We start from the raw sequence: 13,938 nt of genomic DNA on the forward strand, positions 1-13,938 counted from the left end.
TTTAATTAAAGCGAAAAATATATAGGGAATCAACTACAACTTGAAGTAACTGTTATATGTACCGATACACTGTTATACACCATAGCCTCTATACTCATTTTAAGAGTAAAAAGGAGGAAGTAAAATGGTCATTTTTAATTACATTTTAGTATGTATTATTTTCGGGACAACATTTTTAACGATTAAAATTGGAATTGAAGCAGGAGCGCCACCGTTGTTTTCAGCAGGAATTCGTTTCTTTTTAGCGGGTATAATCCTTATGATTATTTTTAAATTAAAGCGAAAAGAAATTATGCCACATATATTTTCAAAACGTATTATGTATGCTGGATTTTGTTTAACATTTATGACATTCGCAAGTTTATATTGGTCAGAACAATATATTTCTTCGGGATTAGCTGCTGTTCTTTCTGCTACGGGACCAATGATGATTTTATTAATACAAGCAAAGAGGAATAGGGAGAAATTACAAAAGGAACAACTCGTTGCTTTAGTTATTGCACTAATAGGTGTTATATTTGTTTCTTTACCAGGAATGCATCAACAAGTAAGTTTCATATGGAGTATTGCTTGTATTGTTTTAGTTATAGGGGAGCTATTTTACGCAATAGGCTCTATTCGTTCAAAAGAAATACTGTCAGATTTATCAAATGTATCACCATTTCTTATTAACGGTATTCAAATGTTTTATGGAGGGATTTTACTACTCATCGCATCTATTATTGTAGAACAACCAAATGTAACCGTATTAACTTCATGGAGTGTGCAATGGCCTATTTTATATCTCATATTTATCGGATCGATTGGTGGACACGGATTATATTACTGGCTCTTATCAAAAACAAATCCAGTATTTCCATCGACGTGGTTATATGTATCACCATTAATTGCAATAATTGTGGGATATATCATTTTAGGAGAGCCTTTAAATCCTACAATGGGAATGGGGGCTTGTCTTATATTGATTGGTGTATTTTTGGCCAATCGTTCAACGCTACGGACTTATTTCAAAAAAGGGCGGTTATTAGAGAAGGAGATGTAGTTTAATAAAGCAACAGCCCTGTATATTACAGGACTGATAAAATCAAAAACACAGTTGGAAAAATAACCAACTGTGTTTTTGATAATTAATTCACTTTTTTAATAAAGCCTTTATAATGACGTTTTACAAGCTGGCTTTCTAACGTCTTCATAGTTTCTAGTGCTACACCGACAATGATAAGTAAGCTTGTACCACCAATTTGAGCAGAAGGTGGTAACGTAGCAATTTTCGTGAATACGAGCGGTAATATAGAAATAGCACCTAAGAAAATTGCACCGATAAATGTTAAACGGTATAAAATTTTAGTTACATATTGTTCAGTTGCTTTACCAGGACGAATACCAGGAACATATCCATTTTGCTTTTTCAAATTCTCAGCCATTTGTTCAGGATTTACTTGAATAAATGCGTAGAAGTATGTGAAAGCAACGATAAGACCGACATAAAGTGTCATTCCAATTGGATGTGCGAAATCAAGATTTGCAACTAACCATTTTGATACGCTTGAATCAGGGAAGAGCTGCGCAATTGTACGCGGCGTCATTAAAAATGCAGAAGCAAAGATAACTGGTATAACACCAGCACTATTTACTTTAAGCGGTAAATGAGTGTTTTTTGCTCCTTGATATTGATTGTTTCCTGAAACAGCTTTTGCATATTGGATCGGTATTTTACGTACAGCTTGTTGAATGTAAATAACACCAACAACTATCGCTAAAATTACGAGTCCAATTAAAACAATTTTTATTATGTGCATAAATAGCTGATCGCCAGCATTTTGGAATTGTTGTAAATAAATTTGATTTGCAACATTTGGAATCGCGGCAACGAGACCTGCGAAGATAATCATCGAAATACCATTACCAACTCCGTTAGCGGTAATTTGTTCGCCTAACCAAAGTAAAAATGCAGTACCTGCAGTTAAAACTGTCGCAATAAATAAGTATGTAGTCCAGCTTTGATCTGTTATTAATTGTCCACCTGCTATATTATTAAAGCCATAAGACATTCCGATGGCCTGTATGAATGCGAGAATGATTGTAAAGTATCGAGTGAATTGAGCTGATTTCTTACGGCCCATTTCTCCTTGCTTTGCCCATTCCGAAAATTTAGGTATAACATCCATTTGTAGTAACTGTACTATGATGGAAGCTGTAATATATGGTGTAATACCTACAGCAAAGATTGAGAAGTGTTGCAATGCTCCTCCGCCAAATACGTTTAACATACCTAGAACGTTAGCTTGATCTTGTACTTTTAATACCTCTGCGTTAGTATGAGGAACTGGAATAAACGTGCCAATTCGAAAAACGATTAACATCGCTAGTGTAAAAAGGATTTTCCTTCTTATCTCAGCTACTCTCATGAAATTTGAAATCGTACGAAACATTATGTCGCCTCCTATATTTTTATCAGTAAAAAACTGATTATTATACCCTATGAAGTAACCACAAACCTCCTTCCGCACTAAATTCATTTGACAAATGGATTTTCATACACTTTGTAGTTTTCACGGATATAAAAATATAAGGTGTTATATAAGCGACCTATACACTTTACGTAATCATTCAATACCCATAATATATCGAATAAATTAACAAATGTACATACATACGCATTAAAAATGAATAAATAGGGTCATTTTTTACATTTATTTAATGATAAATTGATAGGACATTATTATTCAAGATTGTTATACATGTTATAAAAATAAAAGCGAGCCATTATGATTTATAACTAATATTCATTCAAATGTGTCAGCTAATAGCGTCTCCCAATCTTTAAAGGATAATTTATCAGTTATATGTTTTAGTGCGTTAGGTACAACAATATGACAAATAAGTTCTAAGCTATTACCATCTGGATCAATAAAATAAACAGATGCATTACCTTGATGTGGACGGACAAAGGGTTCAATAGATTCATTACTCCCAAACGGAACAGCTTTAATTTGAAGTGAGTGTAACCAATGTAATGATTCTTTTAAATCCTCATAGGAAACTCTAAATGCAATATGACGTAAAGAAGGATGATATTTTGTTTCGTATTCAGAGCCCGCCCATAATCCTAGCCAACTTTTCCCTTCCTCAATCCAAAAGAATGCTGTTGATTCATCGCTCCAGGCTAACTTCAACCCTAGTTTTTCATAAAATTCGATAGATTGTTGTAAATTACTCACTGGTAAATGCGCTTCGTATATTCCTTTAATCAATTAAAATCCTCCACCTTTTTATTTTCTTACAATTAATATATCGATTTAAAAAGAATGTAAAATCAAATAAAAGTATGAAAGTACATACTACTTTAGTAGTAATAGTAATCAATTATATTTCAATTCAAATTCATCTCCCGCTGATTAAAGTTTCACTTTATATGATTAGAGAATTCTTTTTATTTAAGAAGGAATAAATGTTAAAGAAAGCTAATTAAACAGTGTACATATTTATAGGGGAGAAGATATAAATGAAAGTTGTTATAAAAAAATTACCACCATTAGAAGTAGCGTATATAAGACGAACTGGTAGCTACTTTGAACCGCAAGATCACTGGGGAAAGTTACTGAATTGGTCAATTGAAAATAAACTGTATCCACCAGAGCAATCATTTATCGGAATATCATTGGATAATCCTGAACTTGTTGCAAGTCATAAGTGCCGGCATGATGCATGTGTTACGATTCCTGAAAACTTCGATAAAGAAAAGTATCATGATGTGCAATTTAAAAAATTAGATGGAGGTACATATGGTCTATACCAGTTCTATGATGAACCTCATAAATTAAGTGAAGCGTATCAATACATGTATGTAGAGTGGCTACCAAATAGTGAGTATGATGCAGATTATGATAGAGATAATTTAGAGTTTTGCTTAAATAATGTTGCTGAAGATCTAGACGGAAAGTTAAAGGTTGATTTATTTGTGCCAATTAAAAAGATATAAAAAAACAAATAAGTTCATTTGTGGCTTTAAAATAAAATTGGAATAGTAGTGAAAGAAAAACTTTTTTTGAAGATAATATCTCTAGCGTAGAAATTTAAGTATGTAGGTTGCAATGAAAGGAGAATCCACATGGATATATTTGTAAATGACAAGTTTTATGAAACGAGAGATCAATTATTTGAGGAAATTACTTTGTTGAGTGATGCTCAATTTAATAGGAAACCAGATAAGGATAAATGGAGTATTGCACAAGTTTGTCATCATTTAGTTTTATTAGATGAGAGAGTGATAACAGTTATTTCCTCAGGGTTAAAAAAGTTAGATAGTACCCAAAATGAGCGTAAAGAAATTCACACTATTTTATTAGATAGAACGAAAAAGTTTATAGCTCCAGAAATGATTGAACCAAGTATAGAACCATTTGAAGTGGAGCAAATGCTCAATATGCTAAACGAATCAAGAAAAGAATTGATGCGTTTCCTGAGTACAATAGAAGATGAGTCTATATTAGCGAAAAAATCAGTGATGCATCCAGCTCTTGGAGAATTATCCCTTGATCAGTGGATAGAATTGATCTATTTACATGAACAGCGTCATATTTCACAAATAAAAGAGATAAAATTGCTTTGTGAAATTGAAAAGTAAAAATTATTCCCTATTTATTGATACGTATTATAAACAGGGGAAACGGTTGATTCATATTGATTCAGAAGAAAACAAAAATAGAATGAAATTAGTTGAAAGTGACCAATAAGCTTAAGAAAATATGAAACTATCCGATTTTCTGTATAAGTGTAACCCCGTCTTAAATGAAGAGCGGGGTTATTTTTTTGAAAGTACACTTCACACGCTTAAGGAAGGAGTATTCTGTCAGAAAACGATAAAATACAATTCTGTTAGGGGATGTATGCAATTTATTCTCTTTATTTTTGCAACAGAACCACCTTCAAAATTATCTTTTGTAGTTGAAGTTTCCTGAATAATAAGTTACATTTTTAAAGTTCAAGCAACTTTATGAAAGTACAAAAAGGGGAGAAATATTATTATTATGCAAAAAATGAAATGGAAGAACTATGTATGTTACTTTGTAATTTTATTACTGCTTGGAACGGCAGTAATAGTCAAACCATCTATCTCTAAGGCTGAGGAATCTGAAGTTAATATTACATTGTTAGGTACTGCAGATATTCATGGTAGATTTATGCCTTGGGATTATGCGCTTGATGGAGCAAATATGAGTGGAAGTTTGACGCAGCTTTATACGGTTATAAAGAAGATCCGTCAAGAAAATCCAAATACCATATTAGTAGATGCCGGGGATACAATTCAAGGAAACTCAGTAGAATTATTCAACGATAAGCCACAATCGCCAATGATGGTAGCGATGAATACAATGGGATATGATGCCTGGGCATTTGGAAATCATGAATTCAACTTTGGATTAGATACATTGAAAAAAGTTAGTGAGCAATATAAGGGAAAAACGTTAGCAGGAAATATTTATAAGGAAAATGGAGAGCGCTTTCTTCCTGCATATACAATTGTAGAAAAAGGTGGAATTAAAGTTGGGATTATTGGTATGAATACACCAATGATTAGTGATTTTGAAAAAGGGACAGATCACTTAAATGGTTTAGTGGTGAAAAATCCGGTAGAAGAGACGAAAAAGGCAATTAAGGAATTAGAAGGTAAAGTAGATGTAATGGTAGGAGTTATGCATATGGGACTAGAAAATGAGAATGGTATCCCTGGTACTGGTGTTCAAGATATTGCAAATGCTTGTCCGGAACTAAGTGCTATTTTTGCGGCTCATATGCATAAACTTGTAAAAAAAGAAGTTGTAAATGGCGTAATTATTACAGAACCAGATAAATATGGAACACATATTTCACGTATTGACCTTACTTTTACAAAGCAAGATGGGAAGTTGGCTTTAAAAAATAAAACTGCTACCGCTATACCTGTAAAAAATGCTGATGGGACAACGATATTATCCGATCCTACACTTGAAGAAACATTAACACCTTTTCACGAATATGCGAGAGGAGATGCAAATGTTGTAGTCGCTCAATTAAAGGGTAGAAATCTTGTTCCTGAAAATGAAATAAAGGGTATTCCAAGTGTTCAGATTCAAGAAACACCTTTATCAGATTTCTTTCATGAAGTTATGCTCTACTACAGTAAAGCAGATGTAGTAGCCCATCAAATTGATAATGATTATGCCCGTTTAGATACAGGCCCTATTAAGAAAAAAGATATTGCGTACAATTACCAATATGCCTTGGGAGAAATTACAGTATATAAGATTTCTGGAAAAGATTTAAAAGACTATATGGAATGGGCAGCAGGATATTTTAACTCATCTCGTGCCGGAGATGTAACCGTTAGCTTTGATAAAACCCGCCGTGCATCTAAATACAGTACGAACGATTTCTTTGGAGGCGTAAAATACGAAATTGACTTAACAAAACCACATGGAAGCAGAATTACAAATTTACGCTCTATTCGTACAAACAAACCAATCAAAATGAGCGATGTTATGACGTTGGGAATGAATGCATATAGAATGGAGGCTCTTCAGGCAAAAGGTGGAGCTTTAGAGGGGCGTAAGTTTGAACAAATTTGGTCATCTAAACAAGAGAATGCATTTGGAGAAACAGGCGGAACCATTCGTAACCTTGCTATTACATATTTAAAAGAGGTAAAGAACGGTGTATACACACCAAAAGTTATGCATAATTGGAAAATTACTGGTGTAGATTTACATTCTTCAGAGCATAAGGCGGTAGTTGATCTTGTGAATAAAGGGATTTTAGAAATTCCAAAAACAGAAGACGGAAAATACACAAATATAGCATCTATAAATACGAAAGACTCAATTTCAAAAGAAGAGATTATATTACTCTCACAAAAAGCAAATATTAATCCAAATCAGTTTAATCATGTAAAGACAAAAGGTGAATTTTACAAAAAACTTAGTAGGATTACTAAAAGAATATAAATTATAAAATTTCTTATAGTAATTGTTATTTTAATAACATTAAACCCACTCTTACAATAGTAAAGAGTGGGTTTTTATGTTGTTATTTAGAGGTAAGTATACTTTTATTACAATGAATATAGATAATTAATAACTAACCAATTGGGTGAGCACCTATAAGGACTCTCTTTTATTCAAATTAATGTACATATGTGTTCCGTTCATTATTTATAATATTGACCACAATTTATGTAATTTTGCATAATGTTACATAAATTGTGTATTTTCTCTTTTTTTAGACATTAATAGACAGTATACTTTGTACAAGCTTTCTATTTCAAAAATTATACGAGGTGAAATAATGAAAAACAAAAAGACATTAACTAAGGTAGCATTAACAACAGGATTAGCTTTAACAGCTGTGGCACCATATGGGGTAGGTCATGCAGAGGAAACAGATCAACTACAAGTTCAAATTCAGGAGGAATCGTTCCGTTCGGGTGAACTTACACAGCCGTCACAAAAGGCACCAGAAAATGTAGTAAAGGATGCACTTAAGGAGAAAACAGAACAAGCTCTGTCCCAAAAACAAGTCAATGGAGAAGCAGGAGTAGATTATAAAGTCCTTCAAAAACGTGGTTCGTATGATGGAACTACACTTGTGCGTATGCAGCAAACATACGAAGGAAAAGAAGTATATGGACATCAATTAACTGCACACGTAGATAATAAGGGTGTTATTAAAAGTGTTTCAGGTGATAGCGCGCAAAATTTAAAACAAGAAGAATTGAAAAAACCTATTAATCTATCAAAAGATGAAGCAAAACAATATATTTATACGAAATACGGGAACGATATCAAGTTTATTTCTGAGCCAGAAGTTAAAGAGGTTATTTTTGTTGATGAAAATAATGGACAAGCTAGCAATGCATACCAAGTTACCTTCGAAGCTGCAACACCAAACTATGTTTCTGGTACTTATTTAGTAAATGCACAAAATGGTGATATGTTAAAAAATATGGTACAAGAATCTAACTTAAAGGCCAGTGACAAACTAGTTGGAGCTTTAAAGAAAAGTAAACAAAGCAGTCTTACATCATTAACCGGAACAGGAAAAGATGATTTAGGTATTAATCGTTCATTTGGTATCTCTAAACAAAGTAATGGCAAATATGCTCTTGCTGATTATACAAGAGGGCAAGGCATTGAAACATATGATGTGAATTACAGAGATATTACTAAAGAAGAAAGCTATTATCCTGGTACATTAGCGACAAGTACTTCGGCAACATTTAACGATCCAAAAGCAGTAAGTGCTCATTACTTAGCAACAAAAGTATTTGATTTTTATAAAGATAAATACAAGCGTAATAGCTTTGATAATAAGGGACAAAAGGTAGTTTCAGTTGTACACGCTTGGGATTCTGAAGAGACGAATGATCCGAAAAATTGGCAGAATGCATTAAGTGCTAATAATGGAAGTATGCTTGTATATGGCGATCCTATTGTTAAAGCATATGACGTAGCTGGACATGAATTTACACATGCTGTTACTTCTAGCGAATCTAATCTTGAATATTACGGGGAATCCGGTGCGATTAATGAGGCGCTATCTGATATTATGGGAACATCTATTGAGAAATACGTAAATAATGGAAACTTTAACTGGACAATGGGAGAACAAACGGGATCTGTTTTCCGTGATATGGAAAACCCAGCTTCTGTTCCATCTTCACTTGGAGTGCCTTATCCAGATGATTACAGTGAATTTAACGATTTTAATGGATGGGATCAAGGCGGTGTTCATTTTAATTCAAGTATTATTAATAAAGTTGCGTATCTGATTGCAAAAGGCGGAACTCATAACGGAGTAACTGTTAAAGGAATTGGTGAAGATAAAATGTTTGATATTTTCTATTATGCAAATACAGATGAGTTAAACATGACTTCTAATTTCAAAGAATTGAGATCAGCATGTATTCGAGTGGCAACTAATAAATATGGTGCGAATACAGCTGAAGTTCAAGCAGTTCAAAAAGCATTTGATGCAGCAAAAATTAAGTAATTTAGAAATATAGTTATCATTCATATATTAATACATTATGAAAAACAGCTAATGTTATTTTAAGGATATTAGCTGTTTTTTACGTGGCAATGTATCGTTGAAAATAAACTGACTAAGCAATAATGAGGCACTTTATCTGTAAGAAGTTGTGACAAATAAATAAGGTTTAAAATATATAAAAACAGAAAATTAATAATATATTGACCTCTTGATAGAAAGTCTATAAAATGAAAGCGATAACAAACGATTGCTTTAAAATGTTTTCCCTGATCTTTTAGTATTTACAAATATATGAAGGCATAAACAAATCTATTTTTTTAAGTACTAATGCAAACGTTTTCGTATTAAAAGGTCATTGAAATACATACGTGAAAATAGCCGATATGGAGGTGAAGTAAAAGAGATTTCTAGATTAATTTAAGCAGTGTTATTCAGTGTAAGCATAATAAATCGTTAGTAATATTTGAAGAAAGGGTGTATGTGATGCAAATTACAAAAAGATTAATCAACAAAACAGTTTTATTACTTACTTTAATCGTTATGTTATCATCTGTTTTCTCCTTTCAGAGTGTGAAGGCAGTTTCAAATTCGAAAACAACTGAAATTATCATTCATTACAAAGAAAAGCTTGGAAATACAAAAGACTGGAATCTTTGGTTATGGGGAGAAAATGCAAATGGTACATCTTATCAATTTACTGGTGAAGATGAATTTGGAAAATACGCTAAGATAAAAATAGACGGTGACTATAATCGTGTAGGATTTATAGTTCGAACAAATGAATGGGAAAAAGATGGTGGGGATCGTTGGATTGAAAATATAAAGGACGGTCGTGCTGAAGTATGGATCCTTTCGGGTGATGAAAAAGTATATAACTCTAAGCCTTCATCGGATCTCTCAATTCAAAAAGCAACTATTGATAGTTTCCATGAAATTACTGTAACGACTAATGTCCCGTTTAATATTAAGGAAAAGAAAATTGAAATTGAAGGCATTAAAATTAAGAATATTACTCCTTATGATATAAACAGTGGCGATATTACTAATAAGGTCAAAATAATTACGGAACAGAAAATTGATTTAAAACAAACATACAAAGTTAAAATAGAAAACTTAGCTGATACGAATACTGAAATTGGTAAAGTCATTCGTAGCGAAGAATTTGATAATTTATTTTATTATGGTGGTAACGATTTAGGAAATACATATACTCCGCAACATACAAAGTTCCGTTTATGGGCTCCTACTGCAAGCGAAGCGAAGTTAGTTACATATAAAAAATGGAGCGATAAAATAGGTGCTGAAATAAACATGCAACAAGGTGAAAAGGGAACTTGGACATCAGAACTAAAGGGGAACCAAACAGGGCTCTTTTATACGTATAAGGTCAAAATTGGTGATAAGTGGACTGAAGCGGTTGATCCATATGTGCGTGCTGCTTCTGTAAATGGGGATAAAGGTGCAGTCGTTAATTTAGAAGAAACAAATCCGAAAAAATGGAAAGCAAACAAAAAGCCAAAATTTAAAAATCCGGAAGATGCTATTATTTATGAGTTACATGTACGCGATCTTTCCATTCAACCTGAAAGTGGTATTAAACAGAAAGGGAAGTATTTAGGTGTAACAGAAAAAGGAACAAAAGGGCCAGAAGGTGTAAAAACAGGACTTGATCATATAAAGGATCTCGGTGTTACTCACGTTCAGTTTTTACCGATATTTGATTATGCTTCTGTAAATGAAGAGACTTTAAATGAACCGCAATATAACTGGGGATATGATCCTAAAAATTTTAACGTTCCAGAAGGCTCCTATTCTACAAATCCTTATGAGCCAACTGTGCGAATAACTGAATTAAAGCAAATGGTTCAAACACTACATGATAATAATCTTCGAGTGGTGATGGATGTAGTATATAACCATATGTATAACGCTGCTGAATCTAATTTCCATAAGTTAGTTCCAGGTTATTATTATCGTTACAATGAAGATGGAACATTTGCAAATGGAACTGGAGTAGGAAATGATACTGCTTCAGAAAGAAAAATGATGAGGAAATTTATGATAGATTCCGTCACATATTGGGCAAAAGAATACAATTTAGATGGATTCCGTTTTGATTTAATGGGTATTCATGATTATGAAACGATGAATGAAATACGTAAAGCTGTTAATCAAATTGACCCTTCTATTATACTACACGGAGAAGGATGGGATTTAAATACACCTCTTGCAGCTGAGCTGAAAGCAAATCAAAAAAATGCAGAGAAAATGAAAGGGATTGCTCATTTTAACGATAATATACGTGATGGGTTAAAAGGTAGTGTATTTGAGGAAAAAGAAAATGGTTTTATAAATGGAAAGGAAAATATGGAAGATCGTATTAAAAAAGGTATTACGGCAGGTATTGACTACGATACAAATTCGTCTACCTATCAAGATCCGGAACAGGTGCTAACTTATGTGGAAGCACATGACAATCATACATTATGGGATAAACTTGAGTTAACTAATCCAGGTGACAGCGATGAAGTGCGAACACAAATGCACAAATTGTCTTCTTCGATTTTATTAACATCACAAGGAATTCCATTTTTACATGCAGGGCAAGAGTTTATGCGGACGAAATACGGTGATCATAATAGTTACAAATCTCCAGACTCAATTAACCAGATGGATTGGCTGCGCCGTGCAACGTTTAATAATGAAGTAGATTATATGAAGGGTTTAATAGAATTACGCAAAAAGTACTCAGCTTTTCGAATGACATCTGCAGAGCAAATAAAACACACGTATCATTTATTGATGCTCCCAAAAATACTGTAGCTTATATAATAGAGGGGAATAAACATGAATACTTTACAGTGGCTCACAATGCAAATAGAGAAGCTGTTGAAATAACACTTCCATCGAAAGGGCCTTGGAAAGTACTAGTAGATGGCAAGCAGGCGGGAAGTAAACCACTTTATGTTGTCCATGACAATAAAATTAAAGTTCCTGCATTAAGTTCCATTGTTTTAAAATCAGAAAAACCAATTAAATAAAAGCGAAGAGTGTGGAAATAAATACTGAATTGAGCAAAGTTAATAAGGATTGCAAATGAAAAAAGCGAAGTGAAGATTATTCTCACTTCGCTTTTAAAGTTAATGTAATATAATTTCACATACTGTAATTATATTACAATTTAATAAAAGAAATAAGCAATAGATTATTTCTTTTATGACAGTAGGAGGAGAAGATATCTTTGAGTTTATTTATAAAATTACCTGAAATACATTCGTAATTCATATAATGTTTATTATATATTCGAACATATAACGAACTAGATGTTCGAGTTGTATTAACTCCTACAAATCGTTTAAAAATAACAAAGGCGTAAAAAGTATATGGAATTAAAATAGAGAAAAGACACCATTCAAGGTGTCTTTTCTCTATTTTGAATATGAAATGTAAGTAACTCGATTGTATGTAATAGTATGTGATATTTTCACACTAACTGATTAAGAAAAATTTAAAACTCTTTTCTTAATCTATTTGTAATAAATTACATCATAAAATTTTATCGATATAATAAATAAAACTTTCTCAACATTATTTGATTTAATAACTATATTCAACCGCTCTCCAATCCATTACAATAATTTCACATTGGAAATACATGAATATTCTCAATGTTATAAATGGTTTATACCTTATAGGATTACTATGGGAAAGGATGTGAAATATCCAAAAAGAAATCATTTTTTATGATGAAATAAAAAATTTTAATGAAGAAAAAGTTATTTCATTATTTTCAAGTTTCGTTAAAGTGCATGTATTTATAATCACTATGAGACAAGGAGCAGAATCTAAAAAAATTTTGTAAATTAGAAAATTGCATTTCAAAAATAAGTTAAACGTTTATGGAGGGTTATATGAGCGAGAAAATTTATTACTGGTCTCCGATTAAGCATTGGGAGAAGTTGCATAATGAAGTTTTGATAGGGGAAATGAGATTTACAGGTATTCTGTCTGAGTGGTTTCCTGATTTTTATTTTATGGCTCAAAAAGGTGTGAAAATTAGTGAACTAGTAGAGCGCTTTTCGTTAGGAAATGTAGAAGAGACACAAAAAAACATAGAGCTCATGATAAAAAATCGTGTGTTAGTAAGTAACATATTACACCCAAGAGAAGTATTTTCTTCACAAGAAAAGATTTTTCCAAATCCATATAGCAACCAGATTCGCTTTTCTAAAGAAGAGTTAGATAAGTATATGAGTGAACAATTAAATCGCACGCACGTTGCTGCACGGTCAACCGAAATTCAACTTGAAACAACAGATGAGCTACCCACTATAATCAAGGAACGTAGGTCTTGTCGTCAATTTGAAATGGAAAAATACATTAGTTTTTCGGAATTTTCCCAATTCTTATCAACTCTAAGACAGGTTAGGGAAGAAAAAATATACTATCATTACGCAAGTGCAGGCGGGCTCTATCCCATTGATATCTTTGTTTATATAAAACCAAAACGTATAGAGGGTATGAAAGCTGGATTTTATTATTATAACCCATCAAAAAATAGTCTTGTGATTGTAAACAACATTGATCAAGTGATCAAAAGTGATCATGAGTTAATTAATCAGGATTTATTTACTCAATCTGCATTCTCAGTTTATTTGGTTTATAATGCGAACGCTTCCATCCCGAAATACGGTTCAGATGGATATTTATTTGCTTGTATCGAGTCAGGCATTATCACTGCTACCTTAAATATGGTTGCTGAGACATTAAATTTAGGGGTTTGTTCAGTTGGTCATATGAAATTTGAAGAGATTCAGCAATTTTTATGTTTGGATAACCATCAAGTGTTTCTCCATGGGCTTGAAGTTGGCTTGAAAATTAACGAGTAGAAGAAATGAATATTAGGGGGAT

General features: G+C 32.6%; 8 protein-coding genes and 1 pseudogene. 7 read left to right on the forward strand and 2 right to left on the reverse strand.

Annotation, left to right across the window (positions count from 1 at the left end; all coding sequences use genetic code 11):
- The first annotated feature begins 124 nt into the window (after nt 1-124).
- Complete coding sequence (locus ACTFSL_RS05385) at nt 125-1,042, forward strand: DMT family transporter (RefSeq protein WP_440041319.1); 918 nt, start codon at nt 125-127, stop codon at nt 1,040-1,042.
- 85 nt (nt 1,043-1,127) lie between these two features.
- Here ACTFSL_RS05385 and secY read toward each other — a convergent pair whose 3' ends face one another.
- On the reverse strand, nt 1,128-2,432 hold the full coding sequence (secY, locus tag ACTFSL_RS05390; RefSeq protein WP_000490135.1) for a preprotein translocase subunit SecY: 1,305 nt from the start codon (nt 2,430-2,432) through the stop codon (nt 1,128-1,130).
- Between the two features lie 354 nt (nt 2,433-2,786).
- Nucleotides 2,787-3,254 (reverse strand): VOC family protein, encoded by a 468-nt coding sequence (locus ACTFSL_RS05395; protein WP_000589640.1) that lies wholly within the window; start codon nt 3,252-3,254, stop codon nt 2,787-2,789.
- A gap of 251 nt (nt 3,255-3,505) precedes the next feature.
- On the opposite strand from ACTFSL_RS05395, the gene ACTFSL_RS05400 reads away from it, so the two are divergent.
- The 6 genes and pseudogenes from ACTFSL_RS05400 (at nt 3,506) to ACTFSL_RS05425 (ending at nt 13,916) form a co-directional block, all read left to right on the forward strand.
- Nucleotides 3,506-3,982, forward strand: coding sequence for an AraC family transcriptional regulator (locus ACTFSL_RS05400; RefSeq protein WP_000869612.1), 477 nt, complete (start codon nt 3,506-3,508; stop codon nt 3,980-3,982).
- 129 nt (nt 3,983-4,111) lie between these two features.
- Entirely contained in the window at nt 4,112-4,627 is a 516-nt protein-coding gene (locus ACTFSL_RS05405) for a DinB family protein (RefSeq protein WP_440041320.1), read from the forward strand.
- Nucleotides 4,628-5,030: 403 nt separating this feature from the next.
- Complete coding sequence (locus ACTFSL_RS05410; protein WP_440041322.1) at nt 5,031-6,983, forward strand: bifunctional metallophosphatase/5'-nucleotidase; 1,953 nt, start codon at nt 5,031-5,033, stop codon at nt 6,981-6,983.
- A gap of 340 nt (nt 6,984-7,323) precedes the next feature.
- Nucleotides 7,324-9,027, forward strand: a complete 1,704-nt coding sequence (locus tag ACTFSL_RS05415; protein ID WP_000791447.1) for a M4 family metallopeptidase — start codon at nt 7,324-7,326, stop codon at nt 9,025-9,027.
- A 483-nt stretch (nt 9,028-9,510) separates the two neighbouring features.
- Nucleotides 9,511-12,068, forward strand: a pseudogene (gene pulA / locus ACTFSL_RS05420) (type I pullulanase).
- An 870-nt stretch (nt 12,069-12,938) separates the two neighbouring features.
- Nucleotides 12,939-13,916, forward strand: coding sequence for a SagB/ThcOx family dehydrogenase (locus tag ACTFSL_RS05425; protein WP_001290959.1), 978 nt, complete (start codon nt 12,939-12,941; stop codon nt 13,914-13,916).
- The last annotated feature ends 22 nt before the right edge of the window (nt 13,917-13,938 follow it).

Source organism: Bacillus cereus group sp. MYBK108-1 (genome assembly GCF_051917185.1).
Classification (GTDB): Bacteria; Bacillota; Bacilli; order Bacillales; family Bacillaceae_G; genus Bacillus_A; species Bacillus_A cereus.

Excerpts from the sequence above, each read along its gene's own strand:
- ACTFSL_RS05385 (WP_440041319.1), top strand. The coding sequence starts at position 125 with ATGGTCATTTTTAATTACATTTTAGTATGTATTATTTTCGGGACAACA.
- secY (WP_000490135.1), bottom strand. The coding sequence starts at position 2,432 with ATGTTTCGTACGATTTCAAATTTCATGAGAGTAGCTGAGATAAGAAGG.
- ACTFSL_RS05400 (WP_000869612.1), top strand. The coding sequence starts at position 3,506 with ATGAAAGTTGTTATAAAAAAATTACCACCATTAGAAGTAGCGTATATA.
- ACTFSL_RS05405 (WP_440041320.1), top strand. The coding sequence starts at position 4,112 with ATGGATATATTTGTAAATGACAAGTTTTATGAAACGAGAGATCAATTA.
- ACTFSL_RS05410 (WP_440041322.1), top strand. The coding sequence starts at position 5,031 with ATGCAAAAAATGAAATGGAAGAACTATGTATGTTACTTTGTAATTTTA.
- ACTFSL_RS05415 (WP_000791447.1), top strand. The coding sequence starts at position 7,324 with ATGAAAAACAAAAAGACATTAACTAAGGTAGCATTAACAACAGGATTA.
- ACTFSL_RS05425 (WP_001290959.1), top strand. The coding sequence starts at position 12,939 with ATGAGCGAGAAAATTTATTACTGGTCTCCGATTAAGCATTGGGAGAAG.